This is a genomic window from Ensifer adhaerens, assembly GCF_028993555.1.
GTDB classification, from domain to species: domain Bacteria; phylum Pseudomonadota; class Alphaproteobacteria; order Rhizobiales; family Rhizobiaceae; genus Ensifer; species Ensifer adhaerens_I.
On record NZ_CP118610.1, the window covers coordinates 3,351,095 to 3,376,909 of the forward strand.

Below are 25,815 nucleotides of genomic sequence, written 5' to 3' on the forward strand. Positions count from 1 at the left end.
TTTGTCAGGGGCACCGGAGGGCGCAGGCAGCCACAGCTTTCGTCCGCCTCAGATCGGGAGCGATATCCGTTGGACTGGCTTGCAGTGAGCGATGCGGAATGGACGGCGATCCTGCTGAGCCTGCGCGTTGCAACCGTCGCGATGATCTGCAGCCTGCCCTTTGCCCTTGCCGTCGCCATGCTGCTTGCCCGCGGGCGCTTCTGGGGCAAGACGCTGCTCAATGGCCTCGTTCACCTGCCGTTGATCCTACCGCCCGTCGTCACCGGCTTCCTGCTGCTGCTGCTCTTTGGCCGCCGCGGGCCCCTCGGCGCCTTTTTCGCCGACTATTTCGGCCTGGTCTTTTCCTTCCGCTGGACAGGTGCAGCGCTAGCCTGCGCCGTCATGGCCTTCCCGCTGATGGTGCGCAGCATCCGCCTGTCGATCGAAGCGGTCGACCGCAAGCTGGAAGACGCCGCCACCACGCTCGGGGCAAGCCCGCTCTGGGTCTTTGCCACCGTCACCCTGCCGCTGATCATTCCCGGCATCATCGCCGGCATGATCATCGCCTTTGCCAAGGCGATGGGCGAGTTCGGCGCGACGATCACCTTCGTCTCCAACATTCCCGGCGAGACGCAGACACTTTCCGCCGCCATCTACACCTTCACCCAGGTGCCGGGCGGGGACGCCGGCGCGATGCGGCTGACGATCATCTCGGTCGTCATTTCCATGGCCGCGCTGATCTTTTCCGAACTGCTGGCGACCTTCGCCGCGCGCCGGGTGGCGGCCCAATGAGCCTCACCGTCGAAGCCCGCCACCAGCTCGGCAATTTCTCGCTCGACGCCGCGTTCACCTCCGACGGCGGCGTGACGGCCTTGTTCGGTCGCTCCGGCTCCGGCAAGACCTCCTTGATCAACATCATCGCCGGCCTCCTGAAGCCGGAGAGCGGCCGGGTCCTGCTTGACGGCGATATCATCGCCGACAGCGAGCGCCGGATCTTCACGCCGGTGCATCGTCGCCGCTTCGGCTACGTCTTCCAGGAGGCGCGGCTGTTCCCGCACTTGAGCGTGCGGCGCAACCTTGCCTATGGCCGCTGGTTTGCCGGCAAGAGCGGTGCCGGCGGCGGCGACGCGCGTATCGTCGAGATGCTCGGCATCGGCCACCTGCTCGAGCGCAATCCTTCAGCCCTTTCCGGCGGCGAGCGGCAGCGCGTTGCGATCGGCCGCGCGCTGCTCGCAGCACCCCGCCTGCTGCTGATGGACGAGCCGCTCGCAGCACTCGACGAGGCCCGCAAGGCCGAAATCTTGCCCTATCTCGAACGGCTGCGCGACGATGCCGGCATTCCCATCGTCTATGTCAGCCATTCGGTCGGCGAGGTCGCTCGACTGGCACGCCGCGTCGTGGTGCTCGAAGACGGCCGGGTTACCGCATCGGGTGCGGCCGCCGAAGTGTTGAGCGCCCCCGCCGCGATGCTCGCCACCGGCCGGCGCGAGGCCGGCGTCCTGCTGGAGGGCGAAGTCGAGAGAACCGATCAGTTCCACGAATTGACGACCGTCCGGGTCGGTCGGGAGCGGCTGCGCATTGCAAGCGTCAGCGCGACACCCGGCAGCAGGCTTCGCCTGCACATCGCCGCACGCGACGTCATGCTGGCGACATCAAGACCGGTGGAGATCAGCGCGCTCAACGTGCTCGAAGGGCGCATCCTTGCGATCGCGACGGAGGAAGACGGCAGCGTCGACGTCCGGGTGAGTTGCGGCGATGCGACGATTGCCGCCCGCATCACCCGCTTTTCCCGCGACGCGCTGCAGCTTGCTCCCGGCAAGACGGTCTACGCGATCATCAAATCGGTCGCGATCGATCACTAGAACGCCGTGCGCTCGCGCGTCTCAAGGGATTTCACCCGGCGCCCTGGGCCTTTTTGGAAACGGCCTCGCCGGTATCGGACGATGCATCGCTACCGCGAACGGATTCGAGCCACGCAAGATCCTCGCCGATCGCCGCCTGCGCCTTCTCCTCCATCTCGCGGTAGCGCCGGATCAGCTCTTCGCCGAACGGGGTCACCAGGGCTCCGCCACCCTGCTTGCCGCCGCGCTGGGATTCAACCGAAGGCGCGCTGAACATCCGGTTCAAGGCATCGACCAACAACCAGGCGCGCCGATAGGACATGTCCATCGCCCGGCCGGCTGCCGAAATGGAGCCCGTCTCGCGGATCAGTTCGAGCAGCAGAATCTTGCCGCGGCCGAGTCGATCGGCGGGCGGAAAATCGATGCGCAGGACGGGGCGAAGATCGGGGCGGTTGTCACTCATGCCGGCGAGCATAGAAGCTCGCCGAGCAAACCGGAAGTGCACCCGGTGGACAGGCGAACCAGCTTTCCCAACAAAGTGAGCCGGCAAGCCCAGCTTTCGAGCAATGGCCAGATAGCAGGTCTTGATCTCGCGGCGGCGGCGTGCACCGATGACCACGACAGGTCCCTGCCCGAAAGTACCCTCCCCATGCCCGGTCCCACGCTTGATGCCATCGCCACCGATTCCGCCCTGCCCGCCAAGGCCGACGTCGTCATCGTCGGTGGCGGCATCATCGGCGTCAGCACCGCCCTCTTCCTCGCCGAGCGCGGTGTCGATGTCGTGCTCTGCGAAAAGGGTACGCCGGGTGCGGAGCAATCGAGCCGCAACTGGGGCTGGGTCCGCGTCATGGGCCGCGACGAGCGCGAGATTCCGCTGGCAATCGAGGCGCTGAAGATCTGGGATACGCTCGATGCCCGCATCGGTGGCGAAACCGGCTTTAGCCGCAGCGGCATCCTCTACATCTCCGAGAACGAGCGCGACGTCGCCAATCGCGATGCCTGGCTCGCCATGGCGAAACCCTATGGCGTAGACACTCGCCAGATTGGCAGCGACGCGACCGCCGAGGCCGCCCTTCGCTACGAAGGCGCACTTTTCACCCCGAGCGACGGCAGAGCCGAACCACAGAAGGCCGTGCCTGCGATCGTCGCCGGCGCCCGCCGCGCCGGAGCACGCATCCTGACCGGCTGCGCAGTACGCGGCGTCGAGCGGACAGGCGGGCGGATCTCCGCTGTCGTGACCGAGAAGGGCCGCATCCAGACGTCGACGGTTGTCGTTGCCGGTGGTGCCTGGTCCAGGCTCTTCCTCAAGGGCCTCGGCATCCGGCTGCCCCAACTGAAAGTCCGCAACACGGTTTTGAGAACGGGTCCGGTTTCCGGTGGCCCCGAAGGGGCCGGGGCGACAGCAACCTACGCCTACCGCAAGCGGCTCGACGGCGGCTATACGATTGCCGATGGTGCTGCCAATCTGCATGCGATCGTACCCGACAGTTTCGCCTTCTTCCGCAATTTCCAGGCGGCGCGGAAGGCGGAGGGCGAGGCTGTGCAGGTCGGCCTTAGTGCCCAAAGCTGGAACGAACTGTTCGAAATCGGCGCCGTGCCACTCGACCGGCCCGGTGCCTTCGAACGCCACCGAGTGCTCGATCCCAACCCGGATTCCCGCCGCGCTCTTCATGCTCTCGACGCCGCGGCAAAGGCCCTCCCGTTCCTGCGCGAGGCCAAAGTGCAGCAGATCTGGGCCGGCCTGATCGACGTCACGCCCGACGCTGTACCGGTGATTTCGGCGGTCGAGGGCGTTTCGGGGCTCGTCATCGCGACGGGATTTTCCGGCCACGGCTTTGGCATCGGCCCCGGCGCGGGGCATCTCGTCGCCGATCTCGTCGCCGGCGCAAAACCGATCGTCGATCCCATGCCTTTTCGTCTCTCCCGCTTCCTCGACGGCACGCCGATCACGCTCGCGCCACCGGTCTGATCGTCGTCCCGGCGAAACGCTCACGAAAGAAAATTACAAGCAGCGACCGGCGAAACCATGCGCGACACAACGCTTGGGCGCATTGCCGGCAGGATTCTATCTTTCTTTGCCTGCCCCTGCCCGGAGACGCTGAAAGACCTTCATAAGCCCCGGAACTCGTGGCAGTCTGTGAGCATTCCCGTCGGGAGAGCGGGGGTTGGGAGGAGTGTACGCAGACCTCAGGCAGAGGAGCCTTGTGGGGTCAAAGCGTGCGTCTTTCGTCAATGTCAGTCCGATCGTTTTCCCGATTTAGAGCATTTCCAGCAAAAATGCGCAGCGGTTTTGCGTCCGGAAATGCGTGAGAACAGAAATGAAGAGCGGTTCAACTGGAACCGATCTTGATTTGGTGCGCTGCGCACTCCGGAGGAGGCCGGAAACCGCATGAGCGATCTTGATCGACTTAGCCTGCATGTCCCCGAACCGGCGGTTCGGCCTGGTGGCCAGCCGGATTTCTCCACCGTCAAGATCCCGAAGGCGGGTTCCGTTCCGCGCCCGGAGGTGGACGTCGCGTCCGAAGAGATCCGCGACCTCGCCTATTCGATCATCCGTGTCCTGAACCGCGACGGCGAGGCCGTCGGCCCCTGGGCCGGCCTGCTGTCGGACGACGAGCTTCTGGCCGGTCTGAAGCACATGATGACACTGCGGGCCTTTGATGCGCGCATGGTCATGGCACAGCGCCAGGGCAAGACCTCGTTCTACATGCAGCATCTGGGCGAAGAAGCCGTCAGCTGTGCCTTCCGCAAGGCGCTGGTCAAGGGCGATATGAACTTCCCGACCTATCGTCAGGCGGGCCTGCTCATCGCCGACGGCTACCCGATGGTCGAGATGATGAACCAGATCTTCTCGAACGAGAGCGATCCCTTGCGCGGCCGCCAGCTGCCGATCATGTACTCCTCCAAGGAGCATGGCTTCTTCACCATCTCCGGCAACCTCGCCACCCAATATGTGCAGGCGGTCGGCTGGGCGATGGCATCGGCCATCAAGCGAGACACCAAGATCGCCGCCGCCTGGATCGGCGACGGCTCGACGGCGGAATCGGATTTCCACTCGGCGCTGGTCTTTGCCTCCACCTACAAGGCGCCAGTCATCCTCAACATCGTCAACAATCAGTGGGCGATCTCGACCTTCCAGGGCATCGCCCGCGGCGGCTCCGGCACCTTTGCCGCCCGCGGCCTCGGCTTCGGCATTCCGGCGTTGCGCGTCGACGGCAACGACTATCTCGCCGTCTACGCCGTTGCCAAATGGGCGGCGGAGCGCGCAAGGCGCAATCTCGGCCCGACGCTGATCGAATACGTCACCTACCGCGTTGGCGCGCATTCGACCTCGGACGACCCGAGCGCCTACCGCCCGAAGACCGAATCGGAAGCCTGGCCGCTCGGCGATCCGGTCCTGCGGCTGAAGAAGCACCTCATTCTGCGCGGTGCCTGGTCGGAAGAGCGCCACGCCCAGGCCGAAGCCGAAATCACCGACGAAGTGATCCAGGCGCAGAAACAGGCCGAGGGCCACGGCACGCTACATGCCGGCGGCAAGCCCTCGGTGCGCGATATCTTCGAAGGCGTCTATGCCGAGATGCCGCCGCACATTCGCCGCCAGCGGCAGAAGGCAGGATACTGATATGGCCAGAATGACAATGATCGAAGCCGTGCGCAGCGCCATGGACGTCTCCATGGAGCGCGACGACAATGTCGTCGTCTTCGGCGAGGACGTCGGCTATTTCGGCGGCGTTTTCCGCTGCACGCAGGGCCTCCAGGCGAAATACGGCAAGACCCGCTGTTTCGACGCGCCGATCAGCGAAAGCGGCATCGTCGGCACGGCGATCGGCATGGCGGCCTACGGCCTGAAGCCCTGCGTCGAGATCCAGTTCGCCGACTACATGTACCCGGCCTACGACCAGATCACCCAGGAAGCGGCCCGCATCCGCTACCGCTCCAATGGCGATTTCACCTGCCCCATCGTGCTGCGCATGCCGACCGGCGGCGGCATCTTCGGTGGCCAGACCCACAGCCAGAGCCCGGAAGCGCTTTTCACCCATGTCTGCGGCCTGAAAGTCGTCGTCCCCTCCAACCCCTATGACGCCAAGGGCCTGCTGATCGCTTCGATCGAGGATCCCGATCCGGTGATGTTCCTGGAGCCGAAGCGGCTCTATAACGGCCCCTTCGACGGCCATCACGATCGCCCGGTCATCCCCTGGTCGAAGCACGATCTCGGTGAAGTGCCGGAAGGCCACTACACGGTCCCGATCGGCAAGGCTGAGGTGCGCCGCCAGGGCTCCGCCGTCACCGTTGTCGCCTACGGCACCATGGTGCACGTGGCGCTCGCAGCGGCCGAGGAAACCGGCATCGATGCCGAGGTGATCGATCTGCGGAGCCTCTTGCCGCTCGACCTCGACACGATCGTCAAGTCGGTCGAAAAGACCGGCCGCTGCGTCGTCGTACACGAAGCGACGCTGACGTCCGGCTTCGGTGGCGAAGTCGCAGCCCTGGTGCAGGAGCATTGTTTCTACCATCTCGAAGCGCCCGTCGTGCGCGTCGCCGGCTGGGACACACCCTATCCGCACGCCCAGGAATGGGACTATTTCCCCGGCCCCGCGCGCGTCGGACGCGCGCTCGTCGAAGTGATGGAGGCCTGAGATGGGCGAATTCGTAATCAAGATGCCCGATGTCGGCGAAGGCGTGGCCGAGGCCGAACTGGTCGAATGGCACGTGAAGCCCGGCGATCCCGTGCGCGAGGACATGGTGCTTGCCGCCGTCATGACCGACAAGGCGACCGTCGAAATCCCCTCGCCCGTCACCGGCACCGTGCTCTGGCTCGGCGCCGAAGTGGGTGACACGGTTGCGGTGAAGGCGCCGCTGGTGCGCATCGAAATATCAGGCGAAGGCGAACCTGCCCCGGTCATCGACGAAAAGCCCGCGGCCAAGGTGGAAGAAAAGCCCGCCGTGAAGGCCGAAACGCCCGCCCCTGTCGCCAAGCCCGCTCAGCCCGCCAAGGTCGAGGTCAAGGCACCCGCGGTGAACGGCGTGCACCAGCCGGGCGAACGGCTGGAAAAGGCGCTGGCCTCACCCGCCGTGCGGCTGCGCGCGAAGGAAAGCGGCGTCGATCTGCGCCAGGTGACCGGAACGGGTCCGGCCGGCCGCATCACCCATGACGACCTCGACCAGTTCATCGCCCGCGGCGCCCAGCCGGTACTGGCGCCGGCCGGCCTGCAGCGCAAGACCGCCGTCGACGAGATCAAGGTGACCGGCCTTCGTCGCCGAATCGCGGAAAAGATGTCGCTCTCCACGTCGCGCATTCCCCACATCACCTATGTGGAAGAGGTCGACATGACTGCGGTGGAAGAGCTGCGCGCCACCATGAATCGCGACCGCAAGCCGGATCAGCCGAAGCTGACGATCCTGCCCTATCTGATGCGGGCGCTGGTGCGCACCATTGCCGAGCAGCCAGCCGTCAACGCGATCTTCGATGACGGCCCCGGCATCATTCACCGCCATCATGCGGTCCATATCGGCATCGCCACGCAGACCCCGGCGGGCCTTACCGTTCCGGTCGTCCGCCATGCCGAGGCGCGCGGCATCTGGGATTGCGCCAACGAACTCAACCGCCTGGCGGACGCTGCCCGCACCGGCACGGCGACCCGTGACGAGTTGACGGGCTCGACCATCACCATCTCCTCGCTCGGCGCGCTTGGCGGCATCGTTTCGACGCCGGTCATCAACCATCCGGAGGTCGCGATCGTCGGCGTCAACAAGCTCGCCATCCGTCCGGTCTGGGATGGAACGCAGTTCGTGCCGCGCAAGATCATGAACCTGTCTTCGAGCTTCGATCACCGCGTCGTCGACGGCTGGGATGCGGCCGTCTTCGTACAACGGCTGAAGACCCTGCTCGAAACGCCGGCGCTTATTTTCGTGGAGGCCTGAGGCGATCATGAAGGAAATCTCCTGCAAGTTGCTCGTCATTGGCGCCGGCCCCGGCGGCTACATCTGCGCGATCCGCGCCGGTCAGCTCGGCCTCGACACGGTGATCGTCGAAAAGGCAAAGGCGGGCGGCACCTGCCTCAACGTCGGCTGCATTCCCTCCAAGGCCTTGATCCACGCGGCCGAAGAGTTCCACAAGCTGCGTTCGGCCGCATCCGGTCGCAGCCCGCTCGGCCTGTCGCTCGCCAACCCGACGATCGATCTCGCCCGTACCATCGCCTGGAAGGATGGCATCGTCGGCCGCCTGAACGGTGGTGTCACCGGCCTTCTGAAGAAGGCCGGTGTCAAGGCCGTGATCGGTACCGCCCGCTTCGTCGATGGCAAGACCGTCGATGTCGAGACCGAAACCGGACTGCAGCGCATCCGTGCCGAGGCGATCGTCATTGCCACTGGTTCGGCCCCTGTCGAACTGCCGGACTTGCCGTTCGGTGGCCCGATCATTTCCTCGACCGAAGCCCTGTCGCTGAAGAGCGTTCCGAAGAGCCTCGCTGTGATCGGCGGCGGCTATATCGGCCTCGAACTCGGCACCGCCTTCGCCAAGCTCGGCAGCCACGTCACCGTGCTCGAAGCGCAGCCTCGCATCCTGCCGCTCTATGACGCCGATCTGACGAAACCCATCGCCAAGCGCCTCGGCGAACTCGGCATCGAGGTCTTCACCCAGACAGTCGCCAAGAGCTACTCCGCCGAAACCGCGAGCCTCAGTGCCGAGCACAATGGCCGCGCCATCGACGTCGCTGCCGAAAAGGTGCTGGTCACCGTCGGCCGCAAGCCGGTGACTGAGGGCTTCGGCCTGGAAGAAATCGACCTCGACCGCACCGGCCGCTTCATCCGCATTGACGACCAGTGCCGCACCTCCATGCGCGGCATCTATGCGATCGGCGACGTCACCGGCGAACCGATGCTGGCGCACCGCGCCATGGCGCAGGGGGAAATGGTGGCGGAGATCGTCGCCGGCCACAAGCGCAGCTGGGACAAGCGCTGCATTCCGGCCGTCTGTTTCACCGACCCGGAAATCGTTACCGCCGGCTTGTCGCCCGACGAGGCGCGCGCCAGCGGCATCGAGATCAAGATCGGCCAGTTCCCCTTCCAGGCGAACGGCCGCGCCATGACGACGCTTGCGGAGGACGGCTTCGTCCGCGTCGTCGCCCGCGCCGACAACCACCTGGTGCTCGGCATCCAGGCCGTCGGCCACGGCGTCTCGGAACTGTCAGCAAGCTTCAGCCTGGCGATCGAAATGGGCGCCCGCCTCGAAGACATCGCCGGCACCATCCATGCGCACCCGACGCAATCGGAAGCCTTCCAGGAATCCGCATTGAAGGCGCTGGGTCACGCGCTGCATATCTGACGCTGCTGGCAGGTTCGGGCGCGAGCGCCCCTCATTCGCGCGGTGAGGGTTGCCCCTCATCCGGCCTGCCGGCCACCTTCTTCCCACATGCGGGGAGAAGGAGACACCTGGTACCCGCCCGCGCCAACCCTTGCCGTATGGGAGAATGACATGAGCAAAACTGACCCGATCGTCATCGTTTCGGCGGCCCGCACGCCGATGGGCGCCTTTCAGGGCAGCCTTAGGGATTTGACCGCACCGGAAATCGGCGCCATCGCGCTCAAGGCCGCGCTCGCTCGCGCCGGCCTTGATGCCGTCGACGAGGTGCTGATGGGCAACGTGCTGCCGGCCGGTGTCGGCCAGAACCCGGCCCGCCAGGCGGCCCTTGGCGCCGGCCTCGGCAAGGAAACGCCGTCGACGACCGTCTCCAAGGTCTGCGGCTCCGGCATGAAGGCGCTGATGCTCGGCCATGATGCGCTGCTTTCGGGCAGCGCGTCGGTGCTTGCCGTCGGCGGCATGGAGTCGATGACCAACGCCCCCTATTTGTTGCCGAAGGCGCGCGGCGGCTTCCGGCTGGGGCACGGCGAGGTCAAGGACCACATGTTCCTCGACGGTCTTGAAGACGCCTATTCCGGCCGTCTGATGGGCACCTATGCCGAGGATACGGCCGAACACTACCAGTTCTCGCGCACCGATCAGGACGGCTTCGCGCTACGCTCGCTGGAGCGCGCCAACCGGGCGGCTGAGGATGGTTCCTTTGCCGAGGAAACGGTGGCGGTCAGCGGCGCTGGCAAGCGGCAGACCGCCAATCTCGATCGCGACGAGCAGCCGACCAAATCGGATCCGGCAAAGATCCCGAAGCTCAAACCCGCCTTCCGCGACGGCGGCAGCGTCACGGCGGCCAATTCGTCGTCGATATCTGACGGGGCAGCTGCGCTGATCCTGATGCGGGCGAGCGAAGCGGAAAAGCGCGGGCTGACGCCGCTTGCGATCGTCGCCGGCCATGCCGGCCATGCACAGGAGCCGGCCTGGTTCACGACGGCGCCGATCGGCGCGATCGACAAGCTGATGGCAAAGCTTGCCTGGGACAAGGGCAGCGTCGGCCTCTACGAGATCAACGAGGCCTTCGCCGTGGTGGCGATGGCCGCGATCCGCGATCTGGGGCTTTCCGACGATATCGTCAACATCAACGGCGGCGCCTGCGCACTCGGCCACCCGATCGGCGCCTCCGGCGCCCGCATCATCGTGACGCTTCTTCATGCCATGCGCGCCAAGAACGTCAAGCGCGGTATTGCCTCGCTCTGCATCGGCGGCGGCGAGGCGACAGCTGTCGGGCTGGAACTGTTGCAGTAGCTCAGAGCGGGATGAGGAAAACTGTGCGCGGTTTCCGCCCGCATTCCGCTCCAACTAAAAAAGCGCCGCCGGTCCAGCCGGCGGCGCTTCTCATTTTCAGCGGGCGGTCTGCCCCACGGCCGGTTCCTCAGCCCATGCGCTCGGAAGCGTAGGAGCCCGGGCTCGCCGGGAACACGACGACGCGGTTGCCGTTGATGAAACAACGGTGGTGGATATGCGCGTGCACGGCGCGGGCAAGCACCTGGCTTTCGACGTCGCGGCCGATCGAGACGTAATCCTCAGCACTCTGGGCGTGGGTAATGCGGGCGATGTCCTGCTCGATGATCGGACCTTCGTCGAGGTCGGCGGTCACATAGTGCGCCGTGGCGCCGATCAGCTTCACGCCGCGCTCATAGGCCTGCTTGTAAGGGTTGGCGCCCTTGAACGACGGCAGGAACGAGTGGTGGATGTTGATGATGCGGCCCGACATCTTCTTGCAGAGCGCATCCGAGAGCACCTGCATGTAGCGAGCCAGAACGACGAGATCGGCATCGGTCTGCTCGACGATTTCCATCAGCCGGGCTTCTGCCTGCGGCTTGTTGTCCTTCGTCACCTTGATGTGATGGAAGGGAATGTCGTGGTTGACGATCACCTTCTGGTAGTCGAAGTGGTTGGAAACGACGCCGACGATGTCGATCGGCAGCGCGCCGATCTTCCAGCGATAGAGCAGGTCGTTGAGGCAATGGCCGAAACGCGACACCATGAGCAACACCTTCATGCGCTCTTCGCTGTCGCGGATTTCGGCATTCATGTCGAAGCGCTTGACGACCGGCTCGAAGCCCGCCTTCAGCTCGTCGAGCGTGGCGCCCTCCTGGCTGATGAAGGTGAGCCGCATGAAGAACAGGCCGGTTTCAAGGTCATCGAACTGCGAACTGTCTGAAATGTAACAGCCCTTTTCGGCGAGATAGCCGGTGATGGCGGCAACGATGCCACGGGTGGTCTTGCAGCTGACGTTCAGCACATAGCTTTTCATCGGGATGTCTCTCGCTCCAGAGGTTTTTCCGGCCCCCCTTATACGGCCAGTCACACAAAAACTAGCGCGGCCTTTGCCCCGCTGTCGATCCATTCGCGACATCCGTTTGACGGAACCGGCCAGACGGCGGCGGCATCGGTCTGCGCGGCTGCCATTCAAATGTCAGGGACAGGTCCAAGCGCGCGACGCTGGGCTCCGCTCAGCGCGGTGTGCGATCCGGATGGGCACGGGCAAAGGCTTCGATCTCGGCACAGTGCTCGTCGATCGCGACAAGCCGCGGGTAGGCCGAAAGATCGACGTCCCAGCGACGGGCATTGTAGACCTGCGGTACCAGGCAGAAATCCGCCATGGTCGGGCTGTCGCCATGGCAGAACCGGCCGGTTGCGGGATGGTCGAGCAGCCGCTCGAACGCGGCGAGCCCTTCACCGATGAACTTGCGCATCCAGTTGCGCCGCGCCGCCTCGCCGTCTTCGGCATTGACCATGACGTAGGAAACGACGCCGAGATTGCAGGTCGGGTGGATATCCATGGCGATTGCGTAGGACAACATGCGCACACGTTGCCGCCCGACGGCATCGGCCGTCAGGAAACCAGCATCGGGCCGGGTTTCGTCTAGATACTCGATGATGGCGAGCGATTGCGTGAAGCGCTCGCCATCAATCTCAAGAACCGGCACCAGGCCCTGCGGGTTGCGCGCCAAGTGCTCCGCCGCCTTGTGCGCCTTGGCCAGCAGGTCAACCGGCACCGAACGATAGCTTTCGCCGAGGCTATTGAGCGCAATGCGCACCCGATAGCTCGCCGACGATCGCCAGTAATCGTAAAGGACGGTCTCGCTCATGCTCTTTCCCGCAGTCTTCCGCTCGGCCTATTCAGGCCTTGTTGTAGGCTTCGACGGTCTGTTCGATCGCGCCGAAGATCGAATGGCCGGTCTTGTCCTTCATCTCGATGCGCACGACGTCGCCAACCCTGAGGAAATGCGTCTTCGCAGCACCACCGACGATCGTCTCGATCATTCTGAGTTCAGCGATGCACGAATAGCCGGCGCCGCCTTCGGCAACCGGCTTGCCCGGTCCGCCGTCGAGCTTGTTGGAGACCGTGCCCGAACCAATGATCGTGCCGGCGGCAAGCGGCCGGGTCTTGGCCGCATGCGCAATCAGCTGGGCGAAATCGAAGGTCATGTCGACGCCGGCATTGGCGCGACCGAAAGGCTTCCCGTTGAGATCGACATGGAGCGGCATGTGCAGCTTGCCGCCGTCCCAGGCGTCACCCAGCTCATCCGGAGAGACCGCAACCGGCGAGAAGGCGGAAGATGGCTTTGACTGGAAGAAACCAAACCCCTTGGCAAGCTCGGCTGGGATCAGACCGCGCAGCGAAACGTCGTTGACCAGCATGATGAGGCGGATCGCGGCGCGTGCCTCGTCGATCGTCGCCCCCATCGGCACGTCATCGACGATGACGGCGACTTCGCCCTCCATGTCGACGCCAAAGCTTTCGTCGGCGAGCGGGATCGGATCGCGCGGCGCGATGAAACTGTCGGAGCCGCCCTGGTACATCAGCGGATCGGTCCAGAAGCTTGCCGGCATGTCGGCATTGCGGGCCTTGCGGACCAGTTCGACGTGATTGACGTAGGCCGAACCATCGGCCCATTGGTAAGCGCGCGGCAACGGCGACAGGGCGTCGTGTTCGTGGAAGCGGATCGTCGGCTGCGAGCCGGTCTCGATCCCCTCGGCCACGCGGGCAAGCCGCGGTCCCGCATGCGCCCAATCATCGAGCGCCGCCTGCAGCGTACGGGCGATGTGCCCGACCTCGGAGCAGCGGGTCAGATCGTGAGAGACGACCACGAGCTTTCCGTCGCGCGAACCGTCCTTGAGTGTCGCCAGTTTCATGCAGTCCTCCCTCTCAATCTTTTCATTGTTCCGGACCGAAGACCGCTTCGCGGTCCGCGTGGATTTGTTTTAAACGGACGAATCGTCCGCAATCTTCACAACAAGGCCGTCAGCGGCGATCGTCAAGCCGCCCGCCCAGCTTTTGCGGGTCGCCGCAATCCAATGGCGTTCCGTTATCTCGGGATCATCGGCCGGGATGAGATGATTGAGCACCAGGCGGCCGACGCCGGCAGCCGTCGCGATCGCGCCAGCCTGCTCGGCGAATGTGTGGCTTGCCAGCAGGTGTTCCTTCAGCCGCGCGCCATTGCCGGTGCGAGCCACCAGCCGGTCGACGCCTTCGGCAAGCATCGCCTCGTGCACGAGGATGTCCGCTCCCCTTGCGAAATCCGCAAGCGGCGGGAAGTAGGCCGTATCGGACGAAAAGACGACTGATCCTTCGGCATGATCGAAGCGAAGCGCGAAACAGTCGGTGACCGGTGGGTGATCGACCCGCAGCGCCGACAGTGCCAGCCCATTTTCCGAAAACACCTTACCCTCGGAAAACTCGATGACCTCGACAAGCGCACGCAGATCCGGCCGGCCTTCATCGACGATGCGAATGTCGACATCGAAGGCCATCGATTGAAGGAAGCCCTGCCAGTAGGCGCGGGTGCCGGCCGGGCCGAAGACGCGCACGGGATTGGCGAGCCCCGCAGTCCAGGCCGTGTGGATCAACGGACCGAGCTCAAGCACGTGATCCGAATGCAGGTGGGTGATGACGATGAGGTCCAACGCCTTCAGCGGCACGCCGGCATCTGTCAGCCCGCGGGTAACGCCGAGACCACAATCGACGACGACCCCGCGGTCGCCGATCTCAAGCAAGGACGAAGTCGGCCAAGGGCCGCCCGGCCGGATCGCCGGACCGCCCTTGCTACCGAGCAAAACGAGGCGTGAACTCAAGACCAATCGCCTTCCGGCGTCCCGTTGAACCGCTTCTTGAGATCCGTCCAGCAGTCGATGTAGTTGTCCTGCAACGTCTCTAGTTCGGCGGCGTAGCGGGTCAACTGCTGCGGGAAGCGGGTCTCGAACATGAAGGCCATCGTATGGTCGAGCTTCACCGGTTTCAACTCACTGTTTGTCGCCTTGTCGTAGCCCGACGCATCGGGCCCATGTGCCAGCATCATGTTGTGCAGGCTCATGCCGCCGGGCACGAAGCCCTCTTCCTTGGCGTCATAACGGCCGTAGATCAGCCCCATGAACTCGCTCATGATGTTGCGGTGATACCAGGGCGGCCGGAAAGTGTGCTCGGCCACCATCCAGCGCGGCGGGAAGATGACGAAATCGATGTTCGCCGTGCCCTCCTCGCCCGAGGGTGCCGTGAGCACCGTGAAGATCGACGGATCCGGGTGATCGAACAGGATCGCACCGACCGGCGAGTAGGTTTTCAGGTCGTATTTGTAGGGCGCGTAATTGCCGTGCCAGGCGATGACGTCGAGCGGCGAATGGCCGATCTCGGTCACATGGAAGCCGCCGCACCACTTCACATGCACGCGGCAGGGCGTCTCCTTTTCCTCGAATGCGGCGACCGGCGTCTTGAAATCGCGTGGGTTGGCAAGGCAGTTGGCGCCGATCGGGCCGCGGTCGGGCAGCGTGAACTTGGCGCCGTAATTTTCGCAGATATAACCGCGCCAGACCTTTTCCTCGCCGAGCCGCGTGACCTTGAACATGGTGCCGCGCGGCACGATGCAGATTTCCGAAGGCTCCACGTCCATCTTGCCGAGTTCGGTGAACACCTGGATCGCGCCCATCTCCGGAACGATCAAGAGTTCGCCGTCGGCGTTGAAGAAATAGTCGTCGACCATGTCGTCGTTGAAGGCATAGGCGTGGGCGGCCATGCCGGTCTGCGTCGGCGCATCGCCCGCCGTCGTCATCGTGCGGATGCCCTCAAGGAAGTTCAGCTTTTCCGTCGGCGCCGGCAACGGGTTCCAGCGCAATTGGCCAAGCGCCAGCGAGTGTTCGGCCACATGCGGCGCCGTCTTCCAGTGCGGATAATCGATCTTGCTGAAACGCCCGGTGTGACGAACGCTTGGGCGAATTCGGTAAAGCCAGGAGCGCTCGTTGGTGCCACGCGGCGCGGTGAACGGCGAACCCGAGAGCTGCTCGGCATAGAGGCCGTAGGCGCATTTCTGCGGGCTGTTCTGCCCCTGCGGCAAGGCCCCGGGCAGGCTCTCGGTCTCGAAATCATTGCCGAAGCCGGGCATGTAGTTGAGCGCCTCCGCTGCCTTCACCTGTGCGTCGGCCTGTTTTCCTGCCTTGTCCAGCATCCTCGATCCTCCTCTTATTCGCGCCTTGCTCCAGTGGTCGAAGCGACCCGTGAGCGGTCCGACGCAATCCCAAATAGCGCGGCGACGACTTGATCCCAGATGGACGCGAGCCTCGCCTTCGGCATATTAGTTGCAATCGTAACTATCGATTTTGTAACTATCAAGGACGCCCATATGGTCGCCGACGGCTTCGAGCTTAGTACCTTTCTGCCCTACCGTCTGAACCGCGCGGCCGAGTTCGTCGCGCTGCGCTTCGCCGCGCAATACAAGGCGCGCTACCAGCTGACCCGCCCGGAATGGCGCACGCTCGCAGCGCTCGGCAGCACCGGCCGGCCGATGACCGCGACAGAAGTCGGCGCCCACTCGGCCATGCACAAGACAAAGGTGAGCCGCGCAGTCGCAGCACTCGAGGAGCGCCGCTGGCTGACCCGAAGTGAGGATGAAGGCGATCGCCGCCTCGAACATCTCGCGCTGACGAAGGCAGGTGGTCGGGCCTACCGCGAACTGACGGAACTCGCCGCCAGCTATCAGGCCGAGTTGGATAGACTGATCGGCCCGGCCGGCATGCAGGCGCTGGCTGCCGGGCTGGAGGCGGTCGAACGCGCGATGGGCAAGGTTGAGAAACGCGCAGCCGCGCCAGCTTAGCCCTTCATTCGCTCCGGGATTGGAACGCCTTCAAAGCTCTTCAGCGTTTCGAGCACGATCGACGTCTTTACATGCTGCACGCTGTCGTGCGGCAAAAGCACGTCGTTGACGAAGCGCGAGAGCCCGGCGAGATCGGGGGTCACCACGCGCAGGTGGTAGTCCATCTCGCCGGTCAACGCATAGGCCTCCAGCACCTCAGGCAGACTGGAGACAAGCTTGCCGAAGCGCTTGGCATTATCGCGGTTGTGAGTGGCGAGTGTCACCGAGATCACCACCATCAGATCGAGCCCGAGCTTCTGTCTGTTGATCTGCGCCTGATAGCCGGTGATATAGCCTTCCGCTTCGAGCCGGGTGCGCCGGCGCGAGCATTGCGACGGCGAAAGCGCGATGCGTTCGGACAGCTCGTTGTTGGTCAGATGCCCGTCGCGCTGCAGTTCGCTGAGGATCTTGAGATCGAACCCGTCAAGCTGCTCCATCCGTGCATCCTAATACATTATTTTGCATGTTTCGTGCGCCATTCTGTCTAAAGCGCGCAAGAATACAAGCATCATGCATGGGATTTGCGTCATACTCCAGCAAAGTTTGGAAGAATAAGAGGAGACTTCCGATGGGCCCCTTCCCGCACGATGCCCCGCCGGCAACGATTACCACTGAAAACCCCGCCGGCACCGACGGCTTCGAATTCGTCGAATTCGCCCATCCGGAGCCAGAGAAGCTTGCCGAGCTTTTTGCGCGCATGGGCTACAGCCCGGTTGCCAAGCACAAGACCAAGAACATCACCGTCTGGCGCCAGGGCGACATCAACTACATCCTGAACGCCGAGCCCGGCTCACACGCCATGCGCTTCGTCGACGAGCACGGCCCCTGCGCCCCGTCGATGGCCTGGCGTGTCGTCGATGCCAAGCATGCTTTCAACCACGCGGTTTCGAAGGGCGCGATCCCTTACGAAGGCACGGACAAATGTCTCGACGTTCCGGCGATTGTCGGCATCGGTGGTTCGCTGCTCTATTTCGTCGAAACCTACGGCGCCAAGGGTTCTGCCTATGAGGCCGAGTTCGAGTGGACCGGTGAGCGCAACCCGCGGCCGGTAGGCGTCGGCTTCTACTATCTCGACCACCTGACCCACAACGTCTATCGCGGCAACATGGACAAGTGGTGGGCCTTCTACCGAGAACTGTTCAACTTCACCCAGATCCACTTCTTCGACATCGACGGCCGCATCACCGGCCTCGTCAGCCGGGCGATCACCTCGCCCTGCGGCAAGATCCGCATCCCCTTGAACGAATCCAAGGACGATACGAGCCAGATCGAGGAATATCTGCGCAAGTACAAGGGCGAAGGCATCCAGCACATCGCTGTCGGCACCGAAGGCATCTACGATGCCACCGACAAGCTGTCCGACAACGGCCTGAAGTTCATGCCGGGCCCGCCGGAGACCTACTACGACATGTCGCACGATCGCGTGCACGGCCATGACGAGCCAATCGACCGGATGAAGAAGCATGGCATCCTGATCGACGGCGAAGGCGTGGTGAACGGTGGCATGACCAAGATCCTGCTGCAGATCTTCTCCAAGACCGTGATCGGCCCGATCTTCTTCGAGTTCATCCAGCGCAAGGGTGACGAAGGCTTCGGCGAGGGCAATTTCCGCGCCCTGTTCGAATCGATCGAAGCCGACCAGATCCGTCGCGGCGAACTGGGTCCGCAGGCGGCCGAGTAACCTCAAGTTGGTCCGGCGGTCTTGGCCGGACAGCAGAGCGGCCTCTGAACACCAAGCCTCTCGCCTCAAGCGAGGGGCTTTTCTACGGGCAGAGCGTGCGGCTTCCCCGAACACGCGCCTCCGGCGTGCTCGATCGAGCACGCGTTGCAATCGGCAATCTCAGTTCGTGACCTCGTTGACGACGCGCCAGTTCGGGCGACCAAGGTCGTGCGGCCAATTGATCACGTCACGGTCGTTGAAGTAGACGACCTCGGCCAGAGCCGGGAACTGCGGATCCGGTTTTGTCGCGGCATCCATCCAAGGCTGCATGTAGGCCTGGCTGCCTTCCCATCCGGTCTCGGCAACCCAGATCGGCTTGTTGTATTTGGCCACCAGATCGTAGCCGGGCTTCAAGGCCTGGGTGAAGGTCCGGGGCGCACCGTATTCGATCTTGTCAAATGCTTCGAGCCCGAAGACGGATAATCCGACGAGATCGACATAGTCGTCACCCGGATAGTAGGCTTCGAGGTTCGGCAGACCTTTCGGCGACCACATGATCTGCGCCTTCGGGGCCTTCTTGCGCACGATGTCCATCGCATGCCTGTAGGCCTTGATCCAGTCCTGGGGTTCCCAGCCGGCCCAGGAGAAGCGGCCGGAGGTGTCCTCCATTTCCTGGCCCCAGCGCACGATGACCGGGCTCTTCAGCTCGGCGAGCGCGTTGGCGATCGCTTCCATGTTGGGATCATATTCGCCTCTGAGCATCCGGTCGCGGAGCTGCGTCGGCGTCAGTTTCCAGTCGAGCGACCAGGACCAGGGCTCGATGGTGATCAGCAGATTGCGACCCCGCTGAAGGGCATACTCGTCAGCGGTGCGCAAGGATGCGAGATCGACGTCCTCCCAAGGCAGGAACAGAGCTTCGGTCGTCACATTACCCTGGGCGCCGAAATCGCCATGCGGGTCATAGGCTCCGAATTTCGTTCCGCCCGGGTGCATGACGGGACGTTTGTCGATCATCGTCTCGGTCTGTCCGGCATTGCCCGCAGGATTGGCTTGCTCCTGCGCCAACGCGGAAACCAAGCTGCCGAAGTCCAGCTGCAGGGCCAGGGCAGTGCATAGGGCGAATGCCAATTTGCGTTTCATTTTATCCTCCTGCTGCGTCTATTTTTTGGCCAGGAACTGTTCCTTGAGACGCAACGCTTTTGCTGTGATGTCGTCCTGGGCGACGAGGCTGTAGTAGGCGTCGTTGGGCTTGGGTTGTGCATGCCTGAAGACGTACCATTCGCCGTTTGGTACCTTTCGCTGATAGATCGTGTCGCCGATCTTGGCGTGGCCGAAGCAGGTCCGGGCATCGCCGGCATTGGCCGCGGTGGTCCAGATGGCCTGCATGCACATCATGCCGAGATCGCTGACGTACCAATTGCCTTCGGCATAGGACCGGTTGCCGTTACCCTTGTCGACAAAGGCCACGAGCTTGCGGTCATGCGCGGTGAAGCGCGCACCGCCGGTCGACCATTGCCAGGTCTTGTTGCGGTAGAGGGAATAGACTTCGTAAGCGCTGAGCGGCGTCGGCTTGACTTCCATCTTCGCCTTGACCGGCTGGGCGCCCAAGTAGACCGCAGCAACTGCAACTGGCAGCAACAGCGGCAGAACCATGACCTTTATCGACCCTTTCATCACCTTTCTCCTCACATTGGAGATGACACACTCGACGGCTCGCCGCCGTCATGACGGCACGTTGTACCGGCCGACCTTCTTGGTCGTCCTCGTTTCCCCGGCACTCGTTTCCCTGGCATTCATTCGGCTGCCAGTCGTTTCGCTGATACTCCTTCTCTCGACTCTGCTGGCGGTGGTGGTGCGTGATGCGGCAGGCTCGATCAGCGTCGCGCTCTCACGCGGCTGCGAAAAGCCTTTCCATTGCAGCCGGAAACGAACGATCCTGAGGTTCGTGCCGTGTCCGGCGCCGGCGACCGTGTACTTCGCCTCGGTGAAGGTCACGAAACCCAAGCCATGCGACAGGGCCTCCGTTGCCTCGGCGCCGTGACGCACGGCCGACTGGGCTGAAAGCACCGAAACCAGCACGAGAGAGCCGGCCGTCATCGCGGTCATCGTCGAACGCGGCATGAGCGGCAGCCCGTTCTCGCGGGCGTGACGCACATGGATCACCACCACCAGCCCCGCATAGATGAGGGCGTTGATCTCGGCGAAGACGTAGAAGCCACGCGCCGTTCCGGCATCGGAAATCAGCCAGACGGCGAGCGCCGACATCAGGGAAAGCACGAGATAAGGCGTCAATACCCGAAGCGGCAGGGGAACTGCGGCGCCGGCGCCCTTCGGCGTGATGCGAAAATCGACGAACGAGCCGCTCAGATGGTCGCGCACCGCCGCCAGGCAGCCGAGCAGCGACCAGGGCCACCGCGCGAACAGGAACAGGACCGTCTCCCAGCTCAGCACTCGCGCGTCGTGCGGCCGGAACGTACCGGTCGAACGCCAGAAATAGGCAAGCACGACCAGAACCAGCGACAAAGGCACGAAATGCAGCAGAAAATCGGGATAGTCGACCTCAACGAAGGCCCGTCCCATAAACAGCGCCGCGATCGGCATCAGGAACATCAGCGCCATGAAGCACGAAAACAGCGGGTACCAGAACTGCGAAAACAGGAACTGGAATTGCAGCCGCGGCGGCAGCTTCGGCACATACAAAGGCGAATATTTCAGCAGGATCGCGACGAGGCTGCGTGACCACTGGAACTCCTGAACCACGAGATCGGCAAAGTTCGCCGGGCCGTCGCCATGGGCTATGGCGTTGTGGGCATGCACGCCACGCCAGCCATGGGCGTTCATCATCAGCGTCGTCGAATGATCTTCGGCGAGTTCCGGCCCCAACCCGCCGATCTGCTTCAGGGCCTTTGTCCGCACCGCATAATGGGAACCGATGCAGAGAGGCGCCCAGCCATTGTTGTAGCCGACCTGCAGGGAGCCATGCAGGCTCGCCTCCGCATAAAGCCGCCCACGCGCCGACCAGCTTGCCGCGGCATTCGCGTCGCAAATGCTCGGCGCCGAGACATAGCCGACCGACGCGTCGTTGAAGGGTCGCAGCACCTCGACGAGATAGGTGGCTTCGGGCACGTGATCGGCGTCGAACTGGGCCACGAAATCGTAGCGGTCGTAGCCGTAGTGATCGTAGAAATAGGCAAGGTTTCCTTCCTTGCAGCGCGTGCGGCGCGGCCAGGCGGCGCGATGATACTCGGCAATCCCCCTTCGCGTGGAGAGGAAAACCCCGTGGGCCGCACACCAGGAAACGGTCTCCTGCGACGGGTCTTCATCCGCCAGCCACACATCGAAGTCGCAGCCGGTCTGGTCCAGCATCGCCTGCAAGGTCTTGCGCACAACGGCAAACGGCTCGGACGGCGCCTTGGTGACGACCATCGCGATCCGGCCCTGGGGAACAGGACCAGTGCTCACCGTGGCCACCCTTGCACCGGAGAAGATCGTGATGAAATAGACCGGCAGCAGTGTGATCCACCCGACGACCACGGTTATGAGAACATAGGAGGGCCAGTCCAGGACATGGGCCGGATCGAGCCACCACCACCAGAAATAGGTGAAGGCCGCAAACCACGCGGTAACGCCCAACATGTTCAGTATCTGCAAGCGCCCGGAGAAGAGCGTCGTCAGACGCGGCCTGACGTGCCGCGCACGCGCGCGATCGGCATAGTGCCGAAATCCGTCGACTGTAGCCGTCCAGCTCATCACCGCACCCCCAGCCCGAAACCCGGCGCCGCCGTGCGGATGATGGTTTCGATATCCGAGAGCGCCGGCCGAAAGGCCAGTTGCAGGTGCGCCCGGCTGGTGTCGGCATAAAGGACAGGCGGATCGCCAGGGCGACGCGGCAACACCTGCACGGGGACCTGTCGCCCGGTAACGCGATCGATGGCCTCGAGAACCTGGCGGATCGAAGTTCCGTGTCCGGAGCCGAGGTTGGCACGCAGCACCTCGCCGCCATCATGCAGATAGTTGACGGCCGCGACATGGGCGTCGGCGAGGTCGGTCACGTGGATGTAGTCGCGAATGCAGGTCCCATCCGGCGTCGCATAGTCGTCGCCGAAGATGTCGAGCCTTTCGATCCTGCCGGCAGCCGCCATCAGCGCACGCGGTATCAGATGCGTCTCCGGATCGTGCCGTTCCGCAAGCTGCCCGTCCGGATCGGCACCTGCGGCGTTGAAGTAGCGCAACGCCACGGAGCGGAGATCATAGGCGCGCGCATAGTCGGCGAGCATCAGTTCGATCATCAGCTTCGTGCGCCCATAGGGGTTGATCGGAGACTGTTCCGTATCCTCGGTGATCGGGAGCCGCTGCGGCACGCCGTAGGTGGCGCAGGAGCTGGAAAAGACGATGCGGGCCAGCCCGGTCGAACGGCAGGCTTCGAGCAGCGCGATGCTGCCTGCAACGTTGTTGCGGTAGTATTTTCCCGGGTCTTCGACGGATTCCCCGACATAGGCGGAAGCCGCAAAGTGGATAAGGCATTCGGGCAGATACGCCCGGATCGCCGTTGCCAGCCGTTCCGTATCCCCGAGATCCCCTTCAACGAGGGGACCCCAGCGTACGTTGGCTCTATGTCCCGTCGACAGATTGTCGTAGACGACGGGGACGAAACCCTGCTGGGCAAGGCGCTTGCAGGTATGGCTTCCTATGAAACCGGCACCGCCGGTGACGAGTACGACACGGGACATCTCATACCGCCTCTCCCGCCGTCGCGCGATCGGCCGCGCTGAGGCGCTCCTCGAAGTAAGCGATGGTGCGCTCGAGCCCGTCTCGCAGCATCACCTTCGGCTCCCAGGCGAGCTCGGTCAGCGCGTGCGAGATATCGGGACGGCGCTGGCGAGGATCGTCGACGGCCGCCGCCTGGTGAACGATGCGCGATCGCGAGCCGGTCAGAGACCGCACCACCTCGGCAAGTTCGAGAACGGTGAATTCCCCCGGATTGCCAAGGTTGATCGGGCCGATGCAATCATCGGCCGAAACCGAAAGCCGGAGAAAGCCGTCGATCAGGTCGTTGACATAGCAGAAGGACCGGGTCTGCTGCCCGTCGCCGTAGATCGTCAGGTCCCGACCCAGAAGGGCCTGGACGACGAAGTTGGAGATCACCCTGCCATCGTCCGGACGCATGCGCGGGCCGTAAGTATTGAAGATGCGCGCGACCTTGATCTTGACCCCATAGGATCGGTGGTAGTCGAAGAACAGGGTTTCGGCCGACCGCTTTCCTTCGTCGTAGCAGGCACGCGGGCCGATCGGATTGACGTTGCCGAAATAGACCTCGCGCTGCGGGCTGAGAAGCGGATCGCCGTAGACTTCCGAAGTTGAGGACTGGATAACCGTGGCGCCGGTGGCGCGCGCATTTTCAAGTGCATGCAGCGCGCCAAGGACGTTCGTCATGAGAGTGCCGACCGGATCGGCCTGATAGTCGGGCGGCGATGCTGGAGAGGCAAAGTTGAAGATGACGTCGGCGTCGATCAAATAGGGTTTGCGAACGTCATGATCGATGATGTGAAAATGCGGGTTCTGCACCAAAGGAGAGAGATTTTCACGCCGTCCCGTTGAAAAATTGTCGAGACAAATGACCGTATGACCTAGAGAAAGAAGTCTTTCACAAATATGAGAACCAAGAAAACCACCACCACCTGTTACTAGAATTCTTCTTGGTATTCCTGCAATCTTCTTTAGAAATTCCCGTTGCCCGACGACAGACAACGGCCCCGGAACGACCTTTCGCATACGCACCTCCAATTATTGTACACACCATTTCTCGTGGTGATTGGAGACGGGCTGCTCAAAGAAAATATAATAAGGATTTTTTCTTTATTACAAATTCACGCACAACCCGACATAACAAGAACTCTACACTTCATCCAAAAATCTTCTTATATTCAATTTCTATATTAGCTAACTATCAAACAACCATTGGCACGTCAACTGAAACTCTAAGAATTGATATAATATAATATGAAATAGGAATAGGAATAGGAATAGGAATAGGACGTCGCAGAAAAATAGCCAAGAATAACTACATTTATTCCGAATAATCTAATTATTTAATACCTTGTTAACCATACAATAATTACAAAGGGCTACACATCACTCAAGAAACCTTACCATTTTCAGGGGATTAGACCGTCACGAAATGTCGGTCGGATGTTCCATCATGGCGAGCCGCTTCGCCGCAAACGAGATCGTGGGAAGCCGGCATACAGGGTCTCGCAGGCAGCCAAGCACCACCGACTGCGCTCTCGACCGCGTCGAGGCACAGGAACGGAAGGCTTGGCTGCCGCTGTCGAGCTTAGTTCTTCCAGCGCGACGAAAGCGTGTCGCCACCCCGTTCGGCCGCCGCATCATTGGTGAAGTAACGCGACGCAGCCTCCGTGCGGTTGCGGACGTTCATCTTCTTGTAGATGTTGCGGACATGAACCTTGACGGTGTTTTCCGACAGGCCAAGACGATCGGCGATGATCTTGTTTTGCGTGCCCTTGCAGATCAGATCGAGGATCTGAACTTCGCGGGTCGTCAATCCGTCAGGCCCGGCATCGCGCTTACGCCGACCGGCACCCGCGGCCGGACCGGGTCCGGACAGCTCTGACCGCCGACCGTAAAGGCTGCTCGCTGTGAAGGGCTCGGGAGAAAGCCGTCGCAGCAAGGCGGCTGGGAAATGCTCGCCTCCCTTCATCAACAAATCGATGGCGGCAAGGCAGACGTCCAGGTTCAGGTTCAACGGCAGAACGCCGTGGATCAAGCGCTCTTCAACGAAGCCGGCAATCGACGGATCGAGCTCGTCGGCATTCTCCACCACCAGACCGATCGAAGTCTTGGGGTGAAACTCGTGGATGGTCCGCAAGATTGCTGGAAAGGACTTGGCCGGCATGCGGTAGAGCATGATCAACGTCACATCGACGAGACTGCCGTCCAACAGATTGTCCGGATCGGAAAAGCAGACGATGTCATGCCCCTGAAACCGCGAGCCGACTGCCTGCATCAGGCACTCGGCAAACAGATCGATCTTGGCAAGCATGACAATTTTTTTCTTCTGTGACAAAGCCTTGTTGTTTTCTTCAAAATCACCAACGCTGGAGCTTCCCGGATACATTACGCCCTCCTAGGATTTTTCCATTTGTTTTTATGGGTGCTGCGTTTTTCGCGCAGTGCACCGCACTTTCAGAAAATTTATTCGGAACCACTATGCGTCGCGATATCTTCCCGCCCCGGGAAAATTCGCGATAGCTAATGTAACGTAAAGATCTTCATTACGAAACAACCCAAAAGGATTAGAGACGCTTCATAGACGTTCTTAAATCGTTATAAATCGAACCATCTTTGGGTTACACTGCAATAGATCCCCTTACCGGAGCGCGAAAAACGTCATCAAGAGCGCAGCGATCGCCATTTTGCCGCGCATCGCGGCCCATATGTTTCCGCGAGAGGCAACCCTTCCGAGACGAAAAAACGGGTTACTTGCCGAGGTATTCCCAGCATAACCTACCCATTTCGCAAGACCGATATACCTCAAAATACTTCGTTAGAGCTAGTAAATTAGCACCTTGGGCAGCGCGGACCAGCCGCTCGCGCCAGGAAGCGGAGAATACAACCGCATGTTTGGTGCCAACAGTCGCGCTGACATGCCGAATCTTAACGCCATTACAACGGCTTGCGGCTGCGGATTACGCCACAAACAGCCAATAATTACAAACCACTAACCAGAATTGGTATCTTCCGCGCACCCGTGTTTGGAGTCACATTGGCATTTCG

Annotated in this window: 23 protein-coding genes; 10 read left to right on the plus strand and 13 right to left on the minus strand. The window is 62.6% G+C overall.

Annotated features, from left to right (window positions below):
- The first annotated feature begins 69 nt into the window (after positions 1-69).
- The gene (gene modB, locus PWG15_RS16330; RefSeq protein ID WP_275021577.1) at positions 70-771 is read left to right on the plus strand and encodes a molybdate ABC transporter permease subunit; all 702 of its coding nucleotides are present in this window, start codon (positions 70-72) and stop codon (positions 769-771) included.
- Positions 768-1,841: a molybdenum ABC transporter ATP-binding protein gene (gene modC / locus PWG15_RS16335; protein WP_275021578.1), complete on the plus strand. Its 1,074-nt coding sequence runs from the start codon at positions 768-770 to the stop codon at positions 1,839-1,841. The genes modB and modC overlap by 4 nt, the downstream gene beginning before the upstream one ends.
- Before the next feature lie 31 nt (positions 1,842-1,872).
- On the opposite strand, the gene PWG15_RS16340 is transcribed toward modC, so the two are convergent.
- Positions 1,873-2,283, minus strand: coding sequence for a winged helix-turn-helix domain-containing protein (locus tag PWG15_RS16340; RefSeq protein ID WP_275024442.1), 411 nt, complete (start codon positions 2,281-2,283; stop codon positions 1,873-1,875).
- Positions 2,284-2,469: 186 nt separating this feature from the next.
- Between PWG15_RS16340 and PWG15_RS16345 the strand changes: the two genes are divergently transcribed.
- The 6 genes from PWG15_RS16345 (at position 2,470) to PWG15_RS16370 (ending at position 10,476) form a co-directional block, all read left to right on the plus strand.
- Positions 2,470-3,789: an NAD(P)/FAD-dependent oxidoreductase gene (locus PWG15_RS16345; protein ID WP_275021579.1), complete on the plus strand. Its 1,320-nt coding sequence runs from the start codon at positions 2,470-2,472 to the stop codon at positions 3,787-3,789.
- A gap of 420 nt (positions 3,790-4,209) precedes the next feature.
- A complete protein-coding gene (locus PWG15_RS16350; RefSeq protein ID WP_275021580.1) occupies positions 4,210-5,442 on the plus strand; it encodes a 3-methyl-2-oxobutanoate dehydrogenase (2-methylpropanoyl-transferring) subunit alpha in 1,233 nt (410 codons plus the stop codon).
- Between the two features lies 1 nt (position 5,443).
- Positions 5,444-6,457, plus strand: a complete 1,014-nt coding sequence (locus PWG15_RS16355) for an alpha-ketoacid dehydrogenase subunit beta (protein WP_275021581.1) — start codon at positions 5,444-5,446, stop codon at positions 6,455-6,457.
- 1 nt (position 6,458) lies between these two features.
- Positions 6,459-7,742 (plus strand): dihydrolipoamide acetyltransferase family protein, encoded by a 1,284-nt coding sequence (locus PWG15_RS16360; protein ID WP_275021582.1) that lies wholly within the window; start codon positions 6,459-6,461, stop codon positions 7,740-7,742.
- Between the two features lie 7 nt (positions 7,743-7,749).
- Positions 7,750-9,144 carry a dihydrolipoyl dehydrogenase gene (lpdA, locus tag PWG15_RS16365; protein WP_275021583.1) on the plus strand — a complete coding sequence of 465 codons (1,395 nt, stop codon included), beginning with the start codon at positions 7,750-7,752 and terminating at the stop codon, positions 9,142-9,144.
- A gap of 150 nt (positions 9,145-9,294) precedes the next feature.
- Entirely contained in the window at positions 9,295-10,476 is a 1,182-nt protein-coding gene (locus tag PWG15_RS16370) for an acetyl-CoA C-acyltransferase (protein ID WP_275021584.1), read from the plus strand.
- A 127-nt stretch (positions 10,477-10,603) separates the two neighbouring features.
- Here PWG15_RS16370 and purU read toward each other — a convergent pair whose 3' ends face one another.
- From purU to hmgA, 5 genes are all read right to left on the minus strand, one after another.
- Positions 10,604-11,488 (minus strand): formyltetrahydrofolate deformylase, encoded by an 885-nt coding sequence (purU, locus tag PWG15_RS16375; RefSeq protein WP_275021585.1) that lies wholly within the window; start codon positions 11,486-11,488, stop codon positions 10,604-10,606.
- 199 nt (positions 11,489-11,687) lie between these two features.
- Complete coding sequence (maiA, locus tag PWG15_RS16380; RefSeq protein WP_275021586.1) at positions 11,688-12,326, minus strand: maleylacetoacetate isomerase; 639 nt, start codon at positions 12,324-12,326, stop codon at positions 11,688-11,690.
- Between the two features lie 31 nt (positions 12,327-12,357).
- Positions 12,358-13,374, minus strand: a complete 1,017-nt coding sequence (locus PWG15_RS16385) for a fumarylacetoacetate hydrolase family protein (RefSeq protein ID WP_275021587.1) — start codon at positions 13,372-13,374, stop codon at positions 12,358-12,360.
- Positions 13,375-13,443: 69 nt separating this feature from the next.
- Entirely contained in the window at positions 13,444-14,313 is an 870-nt protein-coding gene (locus PWG15_RS16390; RefSeq protein WP_275021588.1) for an MBL fold metallo-hydrolase, read from the minus strand.
- Positions 14,310-15,677: a homogentisate 1,2-dioxygenase gene (gene hmgA / locus PWG15_RS16395; protein ID WP_275021589.1), complete on the minus strand. Its 1,368-nt coding sequence runs from the start codon at positions 15,675-15,677 to the stop codon at positions 14,310-14,312. Before hmgA ends, PWG15_RS16390 begins: the two co-directional genes overlap by 4 nt.
- Before the next feature lie 174 nt (positions 15,678-15,851).
- Between hmgA and PWG15_RS16400 the strand changes: the two genes are divergently transcribed.
- Entirely contained in the window at positions 15,852-16,322 is a 471-nt protein-coding gene (locus PWG15_RS16400; RefSeq protein ID WP_275024443.1) for a MarR family winged helix-turn-helix transcriptional regulator, read from the plus strand.
- Here PWG15_RS16400 and PWG15_RS16405 read toward each other — a convergent pair.
- A complete protein-coding gene (locus tag PWG15_RS16405) occupies positions 16,319-16,798 on the minus strand; it encodes an Lrp/AsnC family transcriptional regulator (protein ID WP_275021591.1) in 480 nt (159 codons plus the stop codon). The two genes, PWG15_RS16400 and PWG15_RS16405, sit on opposite strands and share 4 nt — an antisense overlap.
- 131 nt (positions 16,799-16,929) lie before the next feature.
- Here PWG15_RS16405 and hppD point away from each other — a divergent pair, with 131 nt between their 5' ends.
- Positions 16,930-18,042, plus strand: a complete 1,113-nt coding sequence (gene hppD, locus PWG15_RS16410) for a 4-hydroxyphenylpyruvate dioxygenase (RefSeq protein WP_275021592.1) — start codon at positions 16,930-16,932, stop codon at positions 18,040-18,042.
- A 159-nt stretch (positions 18,043-18,201) separates the two neighbouring features.
- Here hppD and PWG15_RS16415 read toward each other — a convergent pair whose 3' ends face one another.
- From PWG15_RS16415 to PWG15_RS16440, 6 genes are all read right to left on the minus strand, one after another.
- Complete coding sequence (locus PWG15_RS16415; protein ID WP_275021593.1) at positions 18,202-19,161, minus strand: glycoside hydrolase family 26 protein; 960 nt, start codon at positions 19,159-19,161, stop codon at positions 18,202-18,204.
- Between the two features lie 18 nt (positions 19,162-19,179).
- Positions 19,180-19,695, minus strand: coding sequence for a DUF995 domain-containing protein (locus PWG15_RS16420; protein ID WP_275021594.1), 516 nt, complete (start codon positions 19,693-19,695; stop codon positions 19,180-19,182).
- A 48-nt stretch (positions 19,696-19,743) separates the two neighbouring features.
- Positions 19,744-21,771, minus strand: coding sequence for a glycosyltransferase (locus PWG15_RS16425; RefSeq protein WP_275021596.1), 2,028 nt, complete (start codon positions 21,769-21,771; stop codon positions 19,744-19,746).
- Complete coding sequence (gene galE / locus PWG15_RS16430) at positions 21,771-22,751, minus strand: UDP-glucose 4-epimerase GalE (RefSeq protein WP_275021597.1); 981 nt, start codon at positions 22,749-22,751, stop codon at positions 21,771-21,773. Before galE ends, PWG15_RS16425 begins: the two co-directional genes overlap by 1 nt.
- Position 22,752: 1 nt before the next feature.
- Entirely contained in the window at positions 22,753-23,793 is a 1,041-nt protein-coding gene (locus tag PWG15_RS16435) for a UDP-glucuronic acid decarboxylase family protein (RefSeq protein ID WP_275021598.1), read from the minus strand.
- A gap of 562 nt (positions 23,794-24,355) precedes the next feature.
- Positions 24,356-25,156: a response regulator transcription factor gene (locus tag PWG15_RS16440; RefSeq protein ID WP_275021599.1), complete on the minus strand. Its 801-nt coding sequence runs from the start codon at positions 25,154-25,156 to the stop codon at positions 24,356-24,358.
- Positions 25,157-25,815: the final 659 nt, after the last annotated feature.